The organism is Spiroplasma endosymbiont of Asaphidion curtum (genome assembly GCF_964031085.1).
In the GTDB taxonomy this organism is placed as follows: Bacteria; Bacillota_I; Bacilli_A; order Mycoplasmatales; family Nriv7; genus Nriv7.
This window is the reverse complement of the sequence record NZ_OZ035001.1, coordinates 752608-774602: the sequence shown is the minus strand read 5'-3', so window position 1 is coordinate 774602 and position 21995 is coordinate 752608. Positions and strand designations below refer to the sequence as shown.

Genomic DNA, 21995 nt, shown 5'->3' with positions numbered 1-21995 from the left:
TATTTTTGTTTGGAGACATTATTGTTTTTCTAGGAGGGCTATTTTTTCCATATCAGCAATGGCGACATAAGGTAAGTTACGGAGTTTTTCTTGATAATCAAGACCATAACCAATAAGAAACTCTTGGGGGGCTTTAAAACCGGTTCAATCAGCGTTAAGTTCAACCTTTCTTCCTTTAGTTTTGTCTAGTAATGTTACCATTTTTACCGTTTTAGCTCCTTTTAGAAATAGATATTCTTTGATGGCTAGTAAACTGGCACCACTTTCAATGATGTCTTCAATAATTAAAATATCACGATTAGTAATATCTTGGTTAATATCCATGATAATTTGTGGTGTGTTACTAGCTTCGATTCCACCGTGGAAAGAAGCAATCGCCATAAAGTCAATTTCACATTCAATTGTTAAGTGACTAATAAATTCAGCTAAAAAGGGAATACATCCTTTAAGAATTCCTAAAAGAATAATTGTTGAGTCATTAGATTGATAGTATTTACTAATTTCTAATGCTAATGCTTTAGTTCGTTCAATAATTTGTTTTTGGGTAAATAAAATTTCTTTGACCACAGGATGTTTTTTCATTAATAGCTCCTTATTTTTTAAATATGCTAATATTTTACCGCTTTTTTGTTTATTTTAGTAGTTTTTTAATTATTTTGCTGAATTATACTTGTAAGTGCAAGTAAATAAAATTGCAAAAAATCTCATATAAAAATTTCATGATGCTAAATTTATTTTAGAAAAAACAAAGCAAGGAGTTTTTATATGGGTTACAAACATCTTGGCATATATGAAAGAATTTATATTGAGAATCAATTGAAGTTTAAAGTAAAAATTAGTGAAATAGCTAAAAATCTTAATCGAAGTATTAGTACTATTATTCGAGAAGTCAATAGAAATAAAGATAGTAATCATTATTTTTCATTAATTGCACAAAATAAAGCAGAAAACAGAAAACAATCACATGTTTATTTTCATAAGTTTAAAAATAGAGAATTAGTAAAATATGTACAACAAAAATTACTATTAGGTTGATCGCCTGAACAAATTTATGGCAGAATTAAAAATTTTCATAAAGAATGAATTATTAGTTTTAAAACAATTTACAATTGAATTTATTCTGGATTACTTGAAAAAGTTACTAATAAAAATTTAAGAAGAAAAGGTAAGAAACGAAAATCTCAAGAAAATCGCGGTAAATTTAATGGTAAATCAATTAAAGAACGAAATATTAATGTTAATAATCGTATAACTGTTGGTCATTGAGAAGGTGATACTGTAGTATCATCACGAGGTAAAAGTAAATCATGTTTAATAACTTTAGTTGAAAGAACATCAAGATTTACTTTAGCAATGTTAGTTGAAAATAGAACTACTAAAGTTGTTAACGAAAACATTAGCCATTATTTATCAATTCTTCCAAATAATCTTGTTAAGACTATAACATTTGATAGGGGTAAAGAATTTTCTAATTGACAACAACTTGAAAAAAATTTAAATGTGAAAATTTATTTTGCTAATGCGTATTCGTCTTGACAAAGAGGTACTAATGAAAATACTAATGGTTTAATTAGAGAAAAATTTCCTAAAAAATTTAATTTTTCAAATACTACTAAAAATGCAGTTCATAAATTTATATTATTTTTAAACCAAAGACCAAGAAAAATACTAAATTATCTTTCACCAATCGAATATTTGGTTAGAAAAATAATTTAGTTGCACTTAACTTTACAATTTGGCATATTTATTATTAAATTCTAAATAATCATCAAATGAATTTGTTTCTCTTTTATTTCTAGTTAAATTTCCTAAATTAATTGTTTCAGAAAAATTTAATTTATCATTATTTTGTATTGTTTTTCCTTTTTTTATTGGCATTGGACTATTAGCAACAATTCCTGCCGCTCCACTACTCGCTATTGTTATTGTACTTAATAAACCAAGTAATTTTTTCATATTAACCAAATCCTTTTTATGAATTTTTACTAATTAATAAAATTTACTAAACAATTAACATCCTTCCTTAAATTTTTACAATTTAATTAATACAAATTAATTATAAATAATTAAATAAGAATTTCTATCATTTTTCCAGAATATTTAATACTACTTCTAGAAAAACATTTACCTTTAAAAAAGAAAAATAAACTAACAAAATTTAACTTTGTTAAAATTACTACCAAGAAAGGCGATTTTTATGTTAGAAATTAATAATAATTTAAAAACCCTAGAAAATAAGCATTGATTTAGTTTATTTACAACCCACAAAAATATGTACATCAATAAATGTAAACAATTAGCTAACGAATATGAGAAATTAGATGAATACTTATATAAATATCATTATCGCTTAAAACAAGGTTATAAAGTAGTTCATTTTGCTTTAAGAACAATTATTACAATTTTTGGTGATGTTACTTTTAAACGACGCCGATATAAATATTGAAATCAAAAATCAGGTAAATTTGAATATGTATGTTTACTAGATAAAGAAATTGGTTTATTGCCAAAACAACGCATTTATTTTGATGTCCAATTTAAAGTTTTAAGTCTTCTGGGTGATGGCAAACGCTATCGCGATGTTTTAGATGCTCTAAATCATTGTTATATTTCAAAAGGTAGTATTTCAAATATTTTAAATAAATACGATATTGCTGAATATTTTCAATTAGCAGAAAAAGAAACTAAAAATAGAATTGATGTTAAAAATAAGGATTTATATATTCAACTAGATGAGACATTTTTAGCGACATTAGATCAGAAAGTTAAACAAGACCAAAGAATTCGTTTAGTTACTTTTCATACCGGACATAAAGAAAAAAATTACAAAAATGCTCGTAGAGAATTAGAAAACAAACGAGGTCATTTTCTAATGTTAAAAGTTGGTAAACGAATAAATACGATGGATTATCGTGATTTATTAATTAGACTTCTTGCATTACTTATTAAAATAATTACAAATTATTTGTAAATAAAAAATACTATATAGTAATTTCTAACTTTTATTAGGTTAATACTTATGGATTTTATTAAATGTGTAAATTTTGACACAACAAAAAATTATTTTATTTTTGCCAAATTGTAAAGTTAAGTGCAACTAAATTATTTTTCTAACCAAATATTCGATTGGTGAAAGATAATTTAGTATTTTTCTTGGTCTTTGGTTTAAAGACAATATAAATTTATGAACTGCATTTTTAGTAGTATTTGAAAAATTAAATTTTTTAGGAAATTTTTCTCTAATTAAACCATTAGTATTTTCATTAGTACCTCTTTGTCAAGGCGAATACGCATTAGCAAAATAAATTTTCACATTTAAATTTTTTTCAAGTTGTTGTCAATTAGAAAATTCTTTACCCCTATCAAATGTTATAGTCTTAACAAGATTATTTGGAAGAATTGATAAATAATGGCTAATGTTTTCGTTAACAACTTTAGTAGTTCTATTTTCAACTAACATTGCTAAAGTAAATCTTGATGTTCTTTCAACTAAAGTTATTAAACATGATTTACTTTTACCTCGTGATGATACTACAGTATCACCTTCTCAATGACCAACAGTTATACGATTATTAACATTAATATTTCGTTCTTTAATTGATTTACCATTAAATTTACCGCGATTTTCTTGAGATTTTCGTTTCTTACCTTTTCTTCTTAAATTTTTATTAGTAACTTTTTCAAGTAATCCAGAATAAATTCAATTGTAAATTGTTTTAAAACTAATAATTCATTCTTTATGAAAATTTTTAATTCTGCCATAAATTTGTTCAGGCGATCAACCTAATAGTAATTTTTGTTGTACATATTTTACTAATTCTCTATTTTTAAACTTATGAAAATAAACATGTGATTGTTTTCTGTTTTCTGCTTTATTTTGTGCAATTAATGAAAAATAATGATTACTATCTTTATTTCTATTGACTTCTCGAATAATAGTACTAATACTTCGATTAAGATTTTTAGCTATTTCACTAATTTTTACTTTAAACTTCAATTGATTCTCAATATAAATTCTTTCATATATGCCAAGATGTTTGTAACCCATATAAAAACTCCTTGCTTTGTTTTTTCTAAAATAAACTTAGCATCATGAAATTTTTATATGAGATTTTTTGCAATTTTATTTACTTGCACTTACAAGTATAATTCAGCATTTAAATTTAATTTTAAATAAATATTTTATGTTATCTATAATTGCAAATTATAAATTGAAGCAATTAAATTAAATCTTAAACTAAATCGTTTTCTACGATTACGATATTTTTCAGTAATAATTTTAAATTTTTTAAGAATAGCAAAAATATTTTCAATAATAATTCTCATTTTTGAAATTAATTTATTATTATGTTTTTGTTCTTTATTTAAAGGGTTTTTCTTTGTTTTTTTCTTAGGTATTAGAACATTACTATGAATTTTTTGTATTCCTTGATAACCATTATCAACTATTAATTTAGTATTTTTTAAAATTGGGATTTTTGATTCTTTAAATAAACAAAAATCATGCTTTTTGCCGAGAGAAAAATTTGTTGCAATAATTATTTTGCTTTCTTTTTCAATAATTACTTGTGTTTTAATAGTGTGTTTTTTCTTTTTTCCTGAATAAGATTGTTTTTGTCTTTTTTGGGCGTTGAATGGGTGTTTCTGTAGCATCAATAATAATTGTTTTATCATTAAAATAATCATTTATTAATGCTTTTTTACCAGCAAGTTGTTGAAAATCAGGATGTTTGATTAAAATATCTTCAATTCACTTGATATTTCGATAACAACTAGCTTCACTAATATCAAAACTTTTACCAAGATGAAAATAAGTACGATATTCTCGTCAATATGATAAAGTCATCAATAATCTATTTTCTAATGATAATTTATTATTTTTACCACCTCTTTTAAACTTTTTTAACTCAGCTTCTTTTAAAATATTTAACATTTTATTAAAAGTACTTTGCTTTATTCCAGTTAATCGTAATAATTCTTTATCATTAATAAAATTAAATTTATCAAATTTCATAATCTTAAATTCCTTATAATTTCTATTTTAAATATATTTTATAGGAATTTTGTTTAATAAATAAGTAATGCAAGAAGTCTATTAAAGAATTACAAAAACATTATGTAAATATTAATTATGACAAAATAATTGTTTGTGGCGATGGTGGTGAAACAAAACTTGTAGGTACAAAAACTATTTTTCTATAAAATATTTACAAAATAAAGAGAAAGAACATTATGTCCTTTCCCTACTTAAATTTTATGTTCTCATTAATTTTATTTAATAAATTAAATTAATTTTGCAATTTTTACAGTAATAGTTTTTGTACCTACAAGTTTTGTTTCACCACCATCACTTGCTTTAACTTCTACATTTACAGTAATTTCCGTTGCTAAACTAGTTGTAGCATCTAAATCATTTCCATCTGTTTTTTTCACAGTAATATCTAAATCAGTGGCTTCAACAGCAGGTCCATTCGGTAATTTTTTAACTTCTTCTAAAACTTTTGCTTCAACAGCAGTTTTAATTTTAGCATCACTTGTATTAGTATTTTCAGTGGCTTCAACAGTTATTGGAGAATCAATATTTGTTAAGGTGCTTAAATCTGCTTTTGCCACTTCTGGTATAATTTTAGCAATTTTTACAGTAATAGTTTTTGTACCTACAAGTTTTGTTTCACCATCATCACTTGCTTTAACTTCTACATTTACAGTAATTTCCGTTGCTAAACTAGTTGTAGCATCTAAATCATTTCCATCTGTTTTTTTCACAGTAATATCTAATTCAGTGGCTTCAACAGCAGGTCCATTCAGTAATTTTTTAACTTCTTCTAAAACTTTTGCTTCAACAGCAGTTTTAATTTTAGCATCACTTGTATTAGTATTTTCAGTGGCTTCAACAGTTATTGGAGAATCAATATTTGTTAAGGTGCTTAAATCTGCTTTTGCCACTTCTGGTATAATTTTAGCAATTTTTACAGTAATAGTTTTTGTACCTACAAGTTTTGTTTCACCATCATCACTTGCTTTAACTTCTACATTTACAGTAATTTCCGTTGCTAAACTAGTTGTAGCATCTAAATCATTTCCATCTGTTTTTTTCACAGTAATATCTAATTCAGTGGCTTCAACAGCAGGTCCATTCAGTAATTTTTTAACTTCTTCTAAAACTTTTGCTTCAACAGCAGTTTTAATTTTAGCATCACTTGTATTAGTATTTTCAGTGGCTTCAACAGTTATTGGAGAATCAATATTTGTTAAGGTGCTTAAATCTGCTTTTACCACTTCTGGTATAATTTTAGCAATTTTTACAGTAATAGTTTTTGTACCTACAAGTTTTGTTTCACCATCATCACTTGCTTTAACTTCTACATTTACAGTAATTTCCGTTGCTAAACTAGTTGTAGCATCTAAATCATTTCCATCTGTTTTTTTCACAGTAATATCTAAATCAGTGGCTTCAACAGCAGGTCCATTCGGTAATTTTTTAACTTCTTCTAAAACTTTTGCTTCAACAGCAGTTTTAATTTTAGCATCACTTGTATTAGTATTTTCAGTGGCTTCAACAGTTATTGGAGAATCAATATTTGTTAAGGTGCTTAAATCTGCTTTTACCACTTCTGGTATAATTTTAGCAATTTTTACAGTAATAGTTTTTGTACCTACAAGTTTTGTTTCACCATCATCACTTGCTTTAACTTCTACATTTACAGTAATTTCCGTTGCTAAACTAGTTGTAGCATCTAAATCATTTCCATCTGTTTTTTTCACAGTAATATCTAAATCAGTGGCTTCAACAGCAGGTCCATTCGGTAATTTTTTAACTTCTTCTAAAACTTTTGCTTCAACAGCAGTTTTAATTTTAGCATCACTTGTATTAGTATTTTCAGTGGCTTCAACAGTTATTGGAGAATCAATATCTTCTAACTTACTTAAATCTGCTTTGGCAACAACTTCTTTTGCTCCTTTTAATTTCGGAAACACAATGCTTTGTGATTTGTGTATTCCTTTTAATTTTGCAGTTTGAGTTTTATGAACTGTAATATTAAAAGTTCTATCAAGAACAGTTTTGCTTGTCAAATCATAAGTACCAGTAATTATTTCACCATCTTTTTCAATTTTAATACTATAATCAGCAATTAAATTAGCATTAGTAACAATTTGATCAATGGCAATTTTAACAATTGTATTCACAACAATAGTAATTTCGTCTGTTGTTACAGCAGTTTTGTCTTTAACATTATTAAAAACTTCAATTTTAGGGGGTATAATATTTAATTTTTTTAAGTCTCCTGTTTTTATTTTTGCTTGGTCATCTTTAATACTAGTATTACAAGCAGCAACAGCAAAAACTGGTGACATTGTAAATGCTAATGCAACTAGCATTCTTGACATATTTTTATTTGATTTTATCATCTATGATTAAACCTTCCTTTCATTTTTGTCTTTTAGTCATTGCTGACTAACAACTATATTATACTTGTTAATATAAAAAATTATCTAAGATATTAATAATTTTTAAAACATCTTATTAATACTCCTTTCCAATGAATAAATCAATTATATATATATATATATATATATATCAATAAGTAATTGTAAATATTGTGTAGAAACCATATACATATGACAAGATTTTGTTTTCTACAAACTTTTAGGGGGTGTTTTCTTTTGGCAGTAATATTTTGTATTGAATGCGACAGCGAAAGCTATGTCATTGGTAATAAAAATACAGTTGGAATCTGTAATTCTTGCGATGAAAAGGGTTTTTAAATTTTGAAAGGAAAGATAAATTATAAAATATGTCGCTGGTGTTTACATCTATTTAGTGATAAATGATATTTGCATGTTGCTTGTGAGAAAAAATTTATTAATCATTATGCCAAATTGTAAAGTTAAGTGCAACTAAATTATTTTTCTAACCAAATATTCGATTGGTGAAAGATAATTTAGTATTTTTCTTGGTCTTTGGTTTAAAGACAATATAAATTTATGAACTGCATTTTTAGTAGTATTTGAAAAATTAAATTTTTTAGGAAATTTTTCTCTAATTAAACCATTAGTATTTTCATTAGTACCTCTTTGTCAAGGCGAATACGCATTAGCAAAATAAATTTTCACATTTAAATTTTTTTCAAGTTGTTGTCAATTAGAAAATTCTTTACCCCTATCAAATGTTATAGTCTTAACAAGATTATTTGGAAGAATTGATAAATAATGGCTAATGTTTTCGTTAACAACTTTAGTAGTTCTATTTTCAACTAACATTGCTAAAGTAAATCTTGATGTTCTTTCAACTAAAGTTATTAAACATGATTTACTTTTACCTCGTGATGATACTACAGTATCACCTTCTCAATGACCAACAGTTATACGATTATTAACATTAATATTTCGTTCTTTAATTGATTTACCATTAAATTTACCGCGATTTTCTTGAGATTTTCGTTTCTTACCTTTTCTTCTTAAATTTTTATTAGTAACTTTTTCAAGTAATCCAGAATAAATTCAATTGTAAATTGTTTTAAAACTAATAATTCATTCTTTATGAAAATTTTTAATTCTGCCATAAATTTGTTCAGGCGATCAACCTAATAGTAATTTTTGTTGTACATATTTTACTAATTCTCTATTTTTAAACTTATGAAAATAAACATGTGATTGTTTTCTGTTTTCTGCTTTATTTTGTGCAATTAATGAAAAATAATGATTACTATCTTTATTTGTAATATACCACAGACTTATGACAAGTACAAGAAGTTTTTTAAAAAGGAATGGATTTATTTTTTTATTTAAAATTTTTATAAATAACGACAAAATTATAAGGAAGTTTTAAAAAATAGTTTATAATTAAATTCCAAGGTAAAGAAATTACAGATAAATTATTTAGAGAGAGGTTGTAAATTTTATTAATTAGTGAAAATTCATGAAAAGGACTTAAATTAATATGAAAAAATTATTATCAATCTTAGGGACAATCACCATCGTCGGAAGCGGAATGACCGGACTTGTTGGAAACTCTCCAGCTCCAACAAAAAAAGAAATTAATTATTTACAGACAAATAATCTAAAAAGATTAAGTAGAAATAAAAGAGCTCTAGGTCTTGATTCTATTGGTATTACTACTTCATCTATTGGCATAAATACCGAAACCCTTCCTAACCTTTCTCCCACTCCCTCGGTAAGCACAGGTGATGTTGTTAATCACATTATTAATACCCCTAATTCTAAAAGTCAAGCTGCATATAATATTACTGGTGCTGTAAGCAATACCGCGTCTGCTGTAAATAGTGCAACAAATGCGGCTTTATCCGGAGTAACTATTGCTAATTCTATTGCAATTAAAGATGCTCAGGTAAAATATTGAGATGCTCAAACAGATATTTCAAAAGTTCAATTAGAATTTATTAAAAAAGATAATAAAATAAAAGAAGAAATTAATAATATTAATTGTGATAAAGCTAAAAAAGAATTAGAATTTTTTGAAAAAAATAATAAAATAAAAGAAGAAATTAATAATATTAATATTAATCAAGTTAATAAGTCGAAAGAAAATATTACTTTTCAAGTAGAAAGATTAAAAACTAAAATTAAAATTCTTGAAGATAAAAATAATAAATTAGAAAATGAAAATAGTTCAGAAAACGAATTAAAAATTGAAAAAATAGAAGAAAAAATTGATAAATTTTGACTTGAAATAACAAATTATCTTCGTTTAAGTATTACAACAAATACATAAATACAAATATTTAATTTTAATAAAATATGAAAAACTTACTAAGTATCTTAAAAGTAGTTGCTTTAACATAAAAAATTTCAATTTCTTGTTCAATTAAAAAATACAAGCGTAATTTAAACAAATTTTTGTAATGTTTGAAATGGAGTTTTAGTGTTTAATGATGAATGGGGGCGTTCAAAGTTATAAAAATAATAGTATTTGTTTAAATAATGTTGAAGTTCATTTTGGTTTAGTTTTTTGTTATTAGAATAAAATAACTTGGTATAATGCTGATGGAATCGTTCAATTTTACCATTTGATTGTGGTGAACGAATTGGCGTCGTCTCGTGAATGATTCCATTTTTTGAAAGAAAGGTTGTAAAAGGCCTTTCTTTTACTTTGTATGCTTTCTTATTACTTCAGTTAGTAGTTGTAAATTCTGGAGCATTATCAGTACGAAGGCGTTTAATGGTTATGCCAAGCTCACTAAAATCTTTCATTGCTCTTTGCACGGCATTAATCGCATTATTAGTTCCTAAACTATCATAAACATAGCCAAATACTATTCGTGTCATTTCGTCAATGAAATCATAAATGTAATATTTTTTATCAACCGGAAAATTTGATGGGGTAATAATTTTGGCATCCATTTGTAAAAGACCAATCTCAGAGACTTCATAACGCTTAAAATGGCGTTTGGTTTGTTTGATTTGTTGTTTTAATTCTTTTCAACGAGGGTCAGATTTAATTCAGCGATAAAAAGTTTTGATGTTTTTAGGAACTTCTGAATTTTTGGTATCGTGAAAACCAATTTTTAAATTATTAAATAAAGACCATATTCCACCGGCTTTGATATTTTTGTAATCAAAATATAAATCACATACTTTTTTGCGAGAATTTAAACTATATTGATAATTAAGGTTTTGTGGTTTTGTGGTTTTAAACAATAACAAATCTAAATTGTCAGAATAATAAGCGGTCATAATTTTTTGTGCCCAACGATAAAAAGTTTTTGTTGCACCTTTAAAATATTTTTTAATAAGTTTTGTTAAAGTAGTTTCTTCCATATACATAAATAAGTACATAAATTTAAATAGGCAGTGATGCGTTTTTTAGTTTTATAGTAATAAGGATTACGACAATTAGTACTTAATCAACTTTGGACTTTTGCTTTTAAATCTGCTAAATCAGCTTGGGAAATAATATATTTCATTTTTTTAAACTCCTTAAATTAAGAAAATCGTATTTTTTGTAATACGATTTTCAAGAATGGTTATTAAATTACTAAAATTAATAAGGCATTTCGGCAGAAAATGAAGTTATTAAATATTCACTAAAAGTTAAATCTTTATTTTTAGTAAATGTAATCTTAACATTAATGATTTTATCAATATAATATTCATTATGTTCAATACTAGTAAAATTTTTTTCATAAAAATCACGAACAGTTTTTACGATAGACCAATAAATATAATTACCAACAGGGCCCAAATCATTAGGTAATTGATTTTTAACAAAAGCAACATCTAATCATCCGTCTTTTAAATTATAAGTTGAAGGAGTAAAGCTACTATTTAAAATTTCGACAAATTCTAAATCATATTTTTTTAAATCATTGCTATTTTTACTACACCCAGAAATAAACATTATACATACTAAATTTAAAGCTGATAAAAATTTTCACATAAATAAAAATCCTCCTTTCAAAGGAATTATATTTTATATAAAAATATTAGAAATATTTAAGAGAACTTTTTTAATATCATTAACAAAATTGCTAATGGTACTACAAATTCAAATAACATCTGAAACGCCGGAATAACTTCAAATACCGGAAAGGCAGTTTTGGTAAAATTAATCGTTGTTTTAGCAATATTGGCAAGGGGGCGGATTAAAAGATTAATCCCTGAAAGACCAAGTAATCAATTCAACACACTAACAGAAGCGTGCTGAATACCACAAGATATTGCACTAAATAAACCTCAATAAGAACAGTTGGGCGTAGGAATTAAGTCATCCATATTACCACTTATTCCGCCGCCAATAAAAGCTGTTGAATTCAAAATATTAAAATCGTATAAAGAATAATGATATTCAGTGCTTTGATTTTTCTTTTTATATAGTGGGAAAGTCAGTGTAAAAATATTAATTCCATACATTACATCGACTTTAGCATTATAAAAATGCAGTTTATTACTAGTGGAGTTTCATAATTGATTATCATATGCTTTTAACACATTAAAATCTATTTGATAAGAACTTTTACCAGTATTAAAACCATTGGCAATTTGTTTATCTTTAACAAAGAAATAGGAACGAAAAATCATATTCTTACTATTTTCTGTTGTTGAACCAAAGTTAATTAAATACTGTTTGGGATAAAAAGTAATTAAGGAGCGATAGAAAAAACCCATCTGTAAAACATTTTTAGGAATTTGTTGCATCCCTTTGTAATCTAATTCTACATAAGTAGAGGCATCTGTATCAAAACTTGCATAAAAGAATTGTACGAAAAAACCACCTAAAACTTTATAAATTTTGTTAAATAAATCATTAATGAAATTAATAGTTAAATTTTTTTGATAATGAAGCATAAAATCTTTAAAATCAAATTTTAATTTGTCATCATAGCGTAAAAAATGGAAGGTGTTACCATAATAATTAACTTGTCCAAAAAAAGTATTAATAAAATCTCCTCCAAAACTTGTTCGCGAACCAGATTTTCAAAGTGATTTACCATTTTCTAAAAACTCATTATTACCCACAATGCTACCATGCTCAGTTTTTATAGTAATAACATCACCAAAACTAGAAAAGGAAAGTTCTCTAAAAATAACTTTTTCAATGAAACCAGGCGGATATGAATTTTTGCGACTTAAACCAAATTTACTATTTTGTTTAAAACCATTTAATTTAATTGAAATTTCACTCATATATTTAAAATTATCGTCAAAGAAATTAAAAATCGGGACTCAATATAAGTAACTGTAATTAAATTTATCAAAATCTCGGCGTTGTATCATCAAATAATCTAGTTTATCTTGAAACTGATTATATTGATACTCACCATCATTTTTAGTTATTGTGGTTGGTAATGGTTGCTCGTTATCTTTTTCTGGTAAAGGAGGCATTTCGGCAGAAAATGAAGTTATTAAATATTCACTAAAAGTTAAATCTTTATTTTTAGTAAATGTAATCTTAACATTAATGATTTTATCAATATAATATTCATTATGTTCAATACTAGTAAAATTTTTTTCATAAAAATCACGAACAGTTTTTACGATAGACCAATAAATATAATTACCAACAGGGCCCAAATCATTAGGTAATTGATTTTTAACAAAAGCAACATCTAATCATCCGTCTTTTAAATTATAAGTTGAAGGAGTAAAACTACTATTCAAAATTTCAGAAAACTCAAAATTACAACTATTACCACATTGACTGGGATTTGTAGCTCGTTTTTCTCGTTTCATAAAAAATTGTTCCATATTAGGTTTAGGTGGTTGTTTTGTATCAAAGAAGGCACCTAGAGGAACTAAACCAATAAACATTATAAATAAATCAAGAAATAATCTTATTCATCTCATCACGACTTAAAACTCTCTTTTATTGCTTTAAAAGCATGAGAAAATTTATATTCATAATATAATGGACATTCAGAAATATTAATAACTTCTTTTTGATGTTTTCTAACTACTTTATTAAAATAAAAACGCTTAATAATTAACTTAACAACTGTCATTAACAAATAAACCATTAATAATCAAAAATACACTTTAAAAAATACATTTTGAAAATCAAACAATATAAAATCTTTAAAAAACTCAACTGTGTTAGTTCGAATTCTTGTTAAAAATACTCAAATTATAACCATAACAGTATGAAATATAATAAAAAAACGCATAAAACCTAAAATGCTTTTAAATCATTTAATACTTAATATTTTCTTTAACTTTTTCATTTTTTAACTCCTTAAAATTAAATATATGGTTGATAAAATACAAATCGTTCCTAAAATTTGGAAAATCGGATGTTGGGAAAATAACCTTATCATTGGTTTAAACAAATCTAAAATTTTAATATTACTTGATAGAACTTTATTAAAATATTCTAAACCCTCACGCACATAGGCTCATAAACCTAAAAAGTCGTTTAAAGCAAAAATAGAAAAAACAGCAACAAGAATAAATAATATTATTAATTTAAACATTTTCTAAACCTACCTTTTTATTCGCCGTCCGTGTTGGTTAACTCACGGTCTGTTTTTAGGACTATTACCACTAAATTTCTTAATTGGACCACTAGATGATTGTTTTTTAGTTCCTCAATTAGCAACTGATTTTCGATATTTTTTATGAAAACCAACTTTTGGTCGTTCAATATGAATACCTAAAATGCCACCAATTACAAGATTTATCACAAGCATAATTAGCGGAAAAATAATAATGCGAATATCTGTTCCAGGAATGGTTAAAATTCAAATTAAATCAAAAACTTTATAAAACATATCGCCAATCAAGCTGGCCATTTTTTCTAAGTTTTCCATTTTTTAAACCCCTTTACTTGTTTTTCTTCTTCAGATTATTTTTTAACTTAGTAAGTATCTTGCTGAATTTTTCCATTTTTAAATATTCTAATGCTTCAATATCCATTACATTATCATTTCAAAATTTATGTTGATATTTATCATTCAAAGCACGATTACTTAATTCACGCAAGAATGATAAATATTTATTATCGTAAAGATTTAAGATTGACATCGGAATTTTCAATTTAAAGAAATAAATGTCTAATTCCGGAATGCTACGATACTTGATTTTGCGACCTTTTTTATCATTTTTAGCATTAATTAAAGTTAATCGTCATTGTTCGTATTCGCTCACCGATTTAAAAGTGCCATAAATAACTTGTAAATAAGGACGAAAGATACTAACCGGTTTTTTTCTAATGCCAACAATTATTGAATTCGCAATATCACGAACTTTAACTCATATATGTTCGGCTCGTTGTCCGCTTGCTAATACGATGTGGGTAAATTGGCGAGCCGAAGCGAAATATTCTTGTAACCCTTGGGTTACCCTATCATTTTCTTTATGCTGAATTATACTTGTAAGTGCAAGTAAATAAAATTGCAAAAAATCTCATATAAAAATTTCATGATGCTAAGTTTATTTTAGAAAAAACAAAGCAAGGAGTTTTTATATGGGTTACAAACATCTTGGCATATATGAAAGAATTTATATTGAGAATCAATTGAAGTTTAAAGTAAAAATTAGTGAAATAGCTAAAAATCTTAATCGAAGTATTAGTACTATTATTCGAGAAGTCAATAGAAATAAAGATAGTAATCATTATTTTTCATTAATTGCACAAAATAAAGCAGAAAACAGAAAACAATCACATGTTTATTTTCATAAGTTTAAAAATAGAGAATTAGTAAAATATGTACAACAAAAATTACTATTAGGTTGATCGCCTGAACAAATTTATGGCAGAATTAAAAATTTTCATAAAGAATGAATTATTAGTTTTAAAACAATTTACAATTGAATTTATTCTGGATTACTTGAAAAAGTTACTAATAAAAATTTAAGAAGAAAAGGTAAGAAACGAAAATCTCAAGAAAATCGCGGTAAATTTAATGGTAAATCAATTAAAGAACGAAATATTAATGTTAATAATCGTATAACTGTTGGTCATTGAGAAGGTGATACTGTAGTATCATCACGAGGTAAAAGTAAATCATGTTTAATAACTTTAGTTGAAAGAACATCAAGATTTACTTTAGCAATGTTAGTTGAAAATAGAACTACTAAAGTTGTTAACAAAAACATTAGCCATTATTTATCAATTCTTCCAAATAATCTTGTTAAGACTATAACATTTGATAGGGGTAAAGAATTTTCTAATTGACAACAACTTGAAAAAAATTTAAATGTGAAAATTTATTTTGCTAATGCGTATTCGCCTTGACAAAGAGGTACTAATGAAAATACTAATGGTTTAATTAGAGAAAAATTTCCTAAAAAATTTAATTTTTCAAATACTACTAAAAATGCAGTTCATAAATTTATATTGTCTTTAAACCAAAGACCAAGAAAAATACTAAATTATCTTTCACCAATCGAATATTTGGTTAGAAAAATAATTTAGTTGCACTTAACTTTACAATTTGGCTCAGTAATAATTTTAAATTTTTTAAGAATAGCAAAAATATTTTCAATAATAATTCTCATTTTTGAAATTAATTTATTATTATGTTTTTGTTCTTTATTTAAAGGGTTTTTCTTTGTTTTTTTCTTAGGTATTAGAACATTACTATGAATTTTTTGTATTCCTTGATAACCATTATCAACTATTAATTTAGTATTTTTTAAAATTGGGATTTTTGATTCTTTAAATAAACAAAAATCATGCTTTTTGCCGAGAGAAAAATTTGTTGCAATAATTATTTTGCTTTCTTTTTCAATAATTACTTGTGTTTTAATAGTGTGTTTTTTCTTTTTTCCTGAATAAGATTGTTTTTGTCTTTTTTTGGGCGTTGAATGGGTGTTTCTGTAGCATCAATAATAATTGTTTTATCATTAAAATAATCATTTATTAATGCTTTTTTACCAGCAAGTTGTTGAAAATCAGGATGTTTGATTAAAATATCTTCAATTCACTTGATATTTCGATAACAACTAGCTTCACTAATATCAAAACTTTTACCAAGATGAAAATAAGTACGATATTCTCGTCAATATGATAAAGTCATCAATAATCTATTTTCTAATGATAATTTATTATTTTTACCACCTCTTTTAAACTTTTTTAACTCAGCTTCTTTTAAAATATTTAACATTTTATTAAAAGTACTTTGCTTTATTCCAGTTAATCGTAATAATTCTTTATCATTAATAAAATTAAATTTATCAAATTTCATAATCTTAAATTCCTTATAATTTCTATTTTAAATATATTTTATAGGAATTTTGTTTAATAAATAAGTAATGCAAGAAGTCTATTGTGTAAAAATTCAATAATATGATAGAATGGTAATGAATAAAAAGAACAATAACAAGAAAGGCGGGGTTGGTTTAGTAATTAAATAATATAATTAGCTGATTGTTTTACTTCTTCAAAGCAATACCTAAGAAAACTAAACGTGCCCGTAAAATAATTGTCATAAAACATATATGATAGATTATGATATAATTTACAAGGTAATTATTAAAATTTATAAAAGTAGAGGTTTAATATATGAGTAAACAAAATATTTTATTAATCTTTGAGATTATTCTTTTAACTATTGGTTTTGTAATGATTGTTATTGGATTATTACAGCCAAAGAAAACGCAAGCAGGATTAGGGGCATTAAGCGGTGGTAATCAAGAGCTTTTTGCACAAACTAAAGAGCGAGGACTTTCACGAACTTTATCATTTATGATGTTAGGTTGTGGATCTTGTTTATTTGTTCTTTCAATGATTATTAGAATTTTAGAAAATACTTTATAATTTTTATTTAAACTATTAGTTCTTGAAAACTCTAATAGTTTAATGACTGATGGAGAGTATATGAAACAAAAAATTTTAAATATTTTAAAAAATGAAAAGCGACCCCTTTCAAAATTAGAAATTAGTAATTATCTTGAAATTACTAATGAAGAACAATATGAATTAATGGTGTTGGAACTTAAGGAATTAAAAATTAATAATATTTTAAAAGTTAATAATAGTAATAAATATTCCTTAAATTTACAAAATCAATTGCTTACTGGTATTATTCAACTACATTCTAAGGGTTTTGGTTTTATTAAAACTAAAGATAATCAAGAGTATTTTGTTAAATCACAAGACTTAAATGGTTGTTTAGATATGGATGAAGTTTTATTTACTACTAAAAATATTAAACAAAATGATGCTCGACATTTTGAGGCTTTGGTAATTGAAGTATTAAAAAGGCCTTTAACTACTGTTGTTGCTACTGTTTGTTTTAATGAAACAACTAAAACAAAGTTTTTAAAAATTAATAATATTAAATTGCAACATTTAGTTCTTGTAATTACTAATTTAAGTATTGCAATTGTTGATACGATTGTTATTGCTAAAATAGTGTCCGTTAGTAAAAATCAATTAGTATCATTGGAAATTCAGGATATTATTGGTAATGTTAATACTCCGGGAATTGATGTTATCGCTGTTGTTCACGAGTTTTTTGTTAAGACAAAATTTGATGATGTAACATTAAATGAAGTAAAAAAAATCTCTCCATTGGTAATGGCTGAAGAATTAATTGGGCGGAGAGATTTACAAAATAATTTATTTATTACTATTGATGGTAGTGATGCTAAAGATTTAGATGATGCTATTAGTGTTGTTAAGTTGGATAATGGAAATTATAAATTATTTATTGCGATTGCTGATGTGGCACATTATGTTACTGAGAATAGTGCTTTGGATAAAGAAGCTTTTATTAGGGGAACTTCTATTTATTTAGTTGATCGTGTTATTGCGATGTTACCACCACAATTATCAAATGGTATTTGTTCTTTAAATGAAAATGAGATACGGTTAACGATAGTTTGTGAAATGGAAATTAATCCTGTTGGTGAAACTATTAGTAATGAAATATATCCAGCAGTTATTAAAACTAAGCGAAGAATGTCGTATGATGAAGTGAATTTAGCTTTTAGTAATCAGAATCCAAATTTTATTAAAACTCATCCCGAAATTTATCAAATGCTTTTAATTGCTCGTGATTTACATCATATTTTAAGAAATTATAAAGAGCAAGCTGGAGTTATTGATTTTAATTTAAATGAGGCTAAATTAGTTATTAATCAAAATGGCAAAATTAGTGATATTATTTTGAGAAATCGGGCAACAGCAGAAATGTTAATTGAAGATTTTATGATTCGTGCTAATGAAACTGTTGCTAGCACTATTTATTGAATGAATTTGCCATTTATTTATCGGATTCATGATAAACCAAAAATTAAAAAATTAAAAGAAGTGTATAATATATTAAAAATAATGGGATATAACATTAAGGGTAAAGTTGAAAATGTTTATGCTAAAGATTTGCAATTAACTTTGGAAAATATTAAAGATAAACCTTGATTTCAAGTTGTAGCTACTTTGTTTTTACGAAGTATGGAAAAAGCTCGTTATGATATTAATAATATTGGGCATTTTGGTTTAGCAAGTAACTGTTATACTCATTTTACATCACCAATTCGTCGTTATCCAGATTTAATTGTTCATCGGATGTTAAAAAAATATCTTTTTGAGAAACAAATTAATAATGTTATTGTTGATAAGTATGCACCGATTTTACAAAATCAAGCAGAACAGTCTAGTATTTTCGAATTGAAAGCATTAGAATGTGAAAGAGCAGTAGAACAAATGAAAAAAGCTGAGTATATGGAAACACAAATTGGAAAAAGATTTTCGGGAATTGTTAGTTCAGTTACTAATTTTGGGATTTTTGTAGAATTAGAAGATACTATTGAAGGATTGATTCGTGTTAGTGATATGCGAAATGATTATTATAACTATAATGAAAAAACAATGCGATTAGTTGGTGAAAGAACAAGAAAAGAATATTATCTTGGACAAATTGTTAACATTGAGGTTAAGTGAGCTAGTAAGTTAGAAAGAAAAATTGATTTTATCCTTAAAGATTCTAATAATAGTAATGGTAGGGTTAAACAATGAAAATAATTGCTTCAAATCGTAAAGCACGATTTAATTATGAATTAATAGATACTTATGAAGCTGGAATTGAATTGCAAGGTTCCGAGGTTAAATCTTTACGGGAATCTAATGTATCATTACAAGAAAGTTATATTTTGATTAGAAATCAAGAGGCATTAATTTTGAATTTACATATTAGTACTTATGCTTATGCATCAAGTGCTAAACCAGATCCGAATCGTTCAAGAAAGTTATTGTTGCATAAAAAACAGATTTTAAAGTTGGAAGCGAAGATGAAATTACAAAATTTACAATTAGTTCCTACTAAAATATATTTTAATAGTAAGGGTTTAGTTAAAATTGAAATTGCGTTAGCAAAAGCAAAAAAACTTTATGATAAAAGAGAGACTGTTAAAAAACGCGATATGGAACGAAAAATTCAAAAGATTTCATAAATTTGATATAATAAATTTATGGGGGTGTAATGGATTCGACAGGAATAACAAACAATTAACTGCAGTGGTGTGGTAAACCTTATCTACTTCGAGGTGTTAAAACCGGAAACAAAAAAGAACATCAAGCTATTCCAACATATATGTTAAATCATAACTTTGTTGGGGCAACATTAGTTGCTTAATTCAACCTTTTAAAGGATATAAATAGCACATTATTTTAGCGTAAGTTTATCTAGGCTAGTTTAATGTTGATACTTGATAAACTAGATATTGTGATGTTAATAAGCAATATTGAAATTTTATTAACTAGTTAGAGATATTACTTGTTTATTCATATTTTTCTTTAATGAACTTTTTTTGAATAAAATAAACTGTAGATGTTAATTGGGACTTATTTTTGGACGTGGGTTCAATTCCCACCATCTCCACCATAAATATAAATAAAAAGTAAACTTATTGTTTACTTTTTATTTTATTGTTAAATAACAAAAGACTTTTATTGTTAAACAAGATATAATTAATATTAGACTTGGTACATAACTATAACATTTTGCACCTACCAAACTATAAAATTCACTTTCATCTTTATATTTATCTAACATTTGTGCTTCATCTAGAAAATAATATTATCAAAATAGTAGATAAAATTGAGGGTTATGTACCAAGTCTATTGCATAAATAGTAAAATAACATAATTGTGAGGTAAATTGCTAGTGTCTATTAATAAGTCTTTATTGCAAATAAATATTAGCAATTTGCAAAAATTAATTAATATTAATGATAAAAAAAGTTTAGAAAAAATTTTAAAAAATTTGCATAGTGCTGATTTAGCTGATGTAATTAATAAAATGGAAAATCTTAGTGAAGTCTTGTATTTAGTTCGTTTGTTAGATTCAAAAATAGCTAGTGAAGTTTTTATTAATCTTGATACGGAAATAAAAATAATGTTATTAAATGAGTTAAATAATACGGAAATAACGCAAATTGTTAATCAATTATATGCTGATGATATTGTTGAATTATTAGAACAAATACCTGAAGAAGTTGTTAAAAAGCTTATTATCAATGCATCGCGTGATAAAAGAAAAGAAATTAATATCTTATTAAATTATGAAGAAAATAGTGCTGGTTCAATTATGTCAGTTGATTTTGTGCAGTTGCTTCAACATGAGAAAGTTGGTCAAGCATTGGAAAAAGTGAAACAACTTGGTGAAAGAGCAGAAAATAGTGATAAGTATTATGTTACTGATAATAAGAATAAGTTATTAGGAGTTATTAGTTTAAGAAATTTAGTTTTTGCTAATAGCATGGAAGAAGTTAATAGTGTAATGGAAACTAATGTTGTTAGTGTTGATGCTCATAGTGATCAAGAATTAGTTGCTAATATTGTTCAAAAATATGATTTAAATGAAGTTGCTGTTGTTAATAAGCAAAATGTGTTAATTGGAATTATTACTGTTGATGATATTTTAGATGTTATGGAAGAAGAAGCAACAGAAGATATTGAAAAGTTAGCTGCGATTAAACCAACTGAGATGTTATATTTAAAAACTTCGGTTTGAAGAATTGTTCGTTCGCGAATATTTTGGTTGTTATTTTTATTAGTGTCAGCTACTTTTTCGGAATTAGTTATTGATGCTTTTTTACCTTTATTTGGTGCTAATAAAAATAGTAGTGATTTATCTAATAAGTTTTTAACTTTATTAGTACCGTTATTACCAATTATTGCTGATACTGGAGGAAATTCTGGAAGTCAAGCATCAACGACTATTGTGCGTGCATTATCATTAGGTGATGTTACAGTTAAAGATTATGGGCAAGTTGTTTGGAAAGAGTTAAGAATATCTTTTTTTGTTGGTTTAATTTTAATTTGCTTTAACTTTATTAGAATGATTATTATTAATCTTATTAAATATCATGGTGTTTTACATTGAGATCAGTGAGCTTCAATGATTACAATTTCATTATCATTATGAATCGTTATTATTATTTCTAAAGTAGCGGGAGGAATTTTACCAATTATTGCAAAATTATTAAGATTGGATCCAGCTGTTATGGCGGCTCCTTTGGTAACGACTATTATTGACTGTGTATCAACAACAATCTTTTTTTCTATCGCTTTATTATTTTTTGTTACTTAATAG

Annotated in this window: 24 protein-coding genes and 1 other RNA gene; 9 read left to right on the top strand and 16 right to left on the bottom strand. The window is 25.5% G+C overall.

Annotated features, from left to right (window positions below):
• Nucleotides 1-18 precede the first annotated feature (18 nt).
• The gene (gene hpt / locus AAHJ00_RS04550; RefSeq protein WP_342223571.1) at nt 19-582 is read right to left on the bottom strand and encodes a hypoxanthine phosphoribosyltransferase; all 564 of its coding nucleotides are present in this window, start codon (nt 580-582) and stop codon (nt 19-21) included.
• 183 nt (nt 583-765) lie between these two features.
• Between hpt and AAHJ00_RS04545 the strand changes: the two genes are divergently transcribed.
• On the top strand, nt 766-1716 hold the full coding sequence (locus AAHJ00_RS04545; protein WP_342223570.1) for an IS30 family transposase: 951 nt from the start codon (nt 766-768) through the stop codon (nt 1714-1716).
• A 12-nt stretch (nt 1717-1728) separates the two neighbouring features.
• On the opposite strand, the gene AAHJ00_RS04540 is transcribed toward AAHJ00_RS04545, so the two are convergent.
• Complete coding sequence (locus AAHJ00_RS04540; RefSeq protein WP_342223569.1) at nt 1729-1956, bottom strand: hypothetical protein; 228 nt, start codon at nt 1954-1956, stop codon at nt 1729-1731.
• A gap of 241 nt (nt 1957-2197) precedes the next feature.
• On the opposite strand from AAHJ00_RS04540, the gene AAHJ00_RS04535 reads away from it, so the two are divergent.
• Nucleotides 2198-2971 carry a UPF0236 family transposase-like protein gene (locus tag AAHJ00_RS04535; protein WP_342223568.1) on the top strand — a complete coding sequence of 258 codons (774 nt, stop codon included), beginning with the start codon at nt 2198-2200 and terminating at the stop codon, nt 2969-2971.
• A 126-nt stretch (nt 2972-3097) separates the two neighbouring features.
• On the opposite strand, the gene AAHJ00_RS04530 is transcribed toward AAHJ00_RS04535, so the two are convergent.
• From AAHJ00_RS04530 to AAHJ00_RS04515, 4 genes are all read right to left on the bottom strand, one after another.
• Entirely contained in the window at nt 3098-4048 is a 951-nt protein-coding gene (locus AAHJ00_RS04530; protein ID WP_342223478.1) for an IS30 family transposase, read from the bottom strand.
• Between the two features lie 143 nt (nt 4049-4191).
• Nucleotides 4192-5014, bottom strand: a protein-coding gene (locus tag AAHJ00_RS04525) for an IS5 family transposase (protein WP_342223496.1) whose coding sequence is annotated in 2 segments (ribosomal slippage) — nt 4192-4618 and nt 4617-5014 — 825 coding nt in all. Because the reading frame shifts where the segments join, the coding sequence is not laid out codon by codon here.
• 269 nt (nt 5015-5283) lie between these two features.
• The gene (locus AAHJ00_RS04520) at nt 5284-7410 is read right to left on the bottom strand and encodes a hypothetical protein (protein ID WP_342223567.1); all 2127 of its coding nucleotides are present in this window, start codon (nt 7408-7410) and stop codon (nt 5284-5286) included.
• A 489-nt stretch (nt 7411-7899) separates the two neighbouring features.
• Nucleotides 7900-8811: an IS30 family transposase gene (locus tag AAHJ00_RS04515; protein ID WP_342223566.1), complete on the bottom strand. Its 912-nt coding sequence runs from the start codon at nt 8809-8811 to the stop codon at nt 7900-7902.
• 130 nt (nt 8812-8941) lie between these two features.
• Between AAHJ00_RS04515 and AAHJ00_RS04510 the strand changes: the two genes are divergently transcribed.
• Complete coding sequence (locus AAHJ00_RS04510; RefSeq protein WP_342223565.1) at nt 8942-9733, top strand: hypothetical protein; 792 nt, start codon at nt 8942-8944, stop codon at nt 9731-9733.
• A gap of 113 nt (nt 9734-9846) precedes the next feature.
• Here AAHJ00_RS04510 and AAHJ00_RS04505 read toward each other — a convergent pair whose 3' ends face one another.
• The 8 genes from AAHJ00_RS04505 to AAHJ00_RS04470 all read right to left on the bottom strand — a co-directional run bounded on the left by AAHJ00_RS04505 (nt 9847) and on the right by AAHJ00_RS04470 (nt 14853).
• Entirely contained in the window at nt 9847-10785 is a 939-nt protein-coding gene (locus AAHJ00_RS04505) for an integrase core domain-containing protein (RefSeq protein ID WP_342223564.1), read from the bottom strand.
• Nucleotides 10761-10925 (bottom strand): hypothetical protein, encoded by a 165-nt coding sequence (locus AAHJ00_RS04500; RefSeq protein ID WP_342223563.1) that lies wholly within the window; start codon nt 10923-10925, stop codon nt 10761-10763. Before AAHJ00_RS04500 ends, AAHJ00_RS04505 begins: the two co-directional genes overlap by 25 nt.
• A 77-nt stretch (nt 10926-11002) precedes the next feature.
• Nucleotides 11003-11398, bottom strand: coding sequence for a hypothetical protein (locus AAHJ00_RS04495; protein WP_342223562.1), 396 nt, complete (start codon nt 11396-11398; stop codon nt 11003-11005).
• A 56-nt stretch (nt 11399-11454) separates the two neighbouring features.
• Nucleotides 11455-13269, bottom strand: a complete 1815-nt coding sequence (locus AAHJ00_RS04490) for a hypothetical protein (protein ID WP_342223561.1) — start codon at nt 13267-13269, stop codon at nt 11455-11457.
• 23 nt (nt 13270-13292) lie between these two features.
• The gene (locus tag AAHJ00_RS04485) at nt 13293-13460 is read right to left on the bottom strand and encodes a hypothetical protein (protein WP_342223560.1); all 168 of its coding nucleotides are present in this window, start codon (nt 13458-13460) and stop codon (nt 13293-13295) included.
• Nucleotides 13461-13682: 222 nt separating this feature from the next.
• Complete coding sequence (locus tag AAHJ00_RS04480; RefSeq protein ID WP_338968823.1) at nt 13683-13928, bottom strand: hypothetical protein; 246 nt, start codon at nt 13926-13928, stop codon at nt 13683-13685.
• A 9-nt stretch (nt 13929-13937) separates the two neighbouring features.
• The gene (locus AAHJ00_RS04475; RefSeq protein ID WP_342223559.1) at nt 13938-14264 is read right to left on the bottom strand and encodes a hypothetical protein; all 327 of its coding nucleotides are present in this window, start codon (nt 14262-14264) and stop codon (nt 13938-13940) included.
• A 13-nt stretch (nt 14265-14277) separates the two neighbouring features.
• A complete protein-coding gene (locus AAHJ00_RS04470) occupies nt 14278-14853 on the bottom strand; it encodes a hypothetical protein (RefSeq protein WP_342223558.1) in 576 nt (191 codons plus the stop codon).
• Between the two features lie 67 nt (nt 14854-14920).
• Here AAHJ00_RS04470 and AAHJ00_RS04465 point away from each other — a divergent pair, with 67 nt between their 5' ends.
• Complete coding sequence (locus AAHJ00_RS04465; protein ID WP_342223557.1) at nt 14921-15871, top strand: IS30 family transposase; 951 nt, start codon at nt 14921-14923, stop codon at nt 15869-15871.
• Here the strand turns inward: AAHJ00_RS04465 and AAHJ00_RS07935 are convergent.
• Both AAHJ00_RS07935 and AAHJ00_RS04460 read right to left on the bottom strand, forming a co-directional pair.
• Nucleotides 15868-16206: a transposase family protein gene (locus AAHJ00_RS07935; protein ID WP_425288889.1), complete on the bottom strand. Its 339-nt coding sequence runs from the start codon at nt 16204-16206 to the stop codon at nt 15868-15870. The two genes, AAHJ00_RS04465 and AAHJ00_RS07935, sit on opposite strands and share 4 nt — an antisense overlap.
• Nucleotides 16191-16643, bottom strand: a complete 453-nt coding sequence (locus AAHJ00_RS04460) for a transposase family protein (RefSeq protein WP_342223479.1) — start codon at nt 16641-16643, stop codon at nt 16191-16193. Before AAHJ00_RS04460 ends, AAHJ00_RS07935 begins: the two co-directional genes overlap by 16 nt.
• Before the next feature lie 317 nt (nt 16644-16960).
• Between AAHJ00_RS04460 and secG the strand changes: the two genes are divergently transcribed.
• The 5 genes from secG (at nt 16961) to mgtE (ending at nt 21992) form a co-directional block, all read left to right on the top strand.
• Entirely contained in the window at nt 16961-17215 is a 255-nt protein-coding gene (gene secG / locus AAHJ00_RS04455; RefSeq protein WP_342223556.1) for a preprotein translocase subunit SecG, read from the top strand.
• Between the two features lie 60 nt (nt 17216-17275).
• On the top strand, nt 17276-19423 hold the full coding sequence (gene rnr, locus AAHJ00_RS04450; protein WP_342223555.1) for a ribonuclease R: 2148 nt from the start codon (nt 17276-17278) through the stop codon (nt 19421-19423).
• The gene (gene smpB / locus AAHJ00_RS04445) at nt 19414-19851 is read left to right on the top strand and encodes an SsrA-binding protein SmpB (protein WP_342223554.1); all 438 of its coding nucleotides are present in this window, start codon (nt 19414-19416) and stop codon (nt 19849-19851) included. The genes rnr and smpB overlap by 10 nt, the downstream gene beginning before the upstream one ends.
• 20 nt (nt 19852-19871) lie before the next feature.
• Nucleotides 19872-20282: a transfer-messenger RNA gene (ssrA, locus tag AAHJ00_RS04440) on the top strand.
• A 282-nt stretch (nt 20283-20564) separates the two neighbouring features.
• Nucleotides 20565-21992 carry a magnesium transporter gene (mgtE, locus tag AAHJ00_RS04435; protein WP_342223553.1) on the top strand — a complete coding sequence of 476 codons (1428 nt, stop codon included), beginning with the start codon at nt 20565-20567 and terminating at the stop codon, nt 21990-21992.
• Nucleotides 21993-21995: the final 3 nt, after the last annotated feature.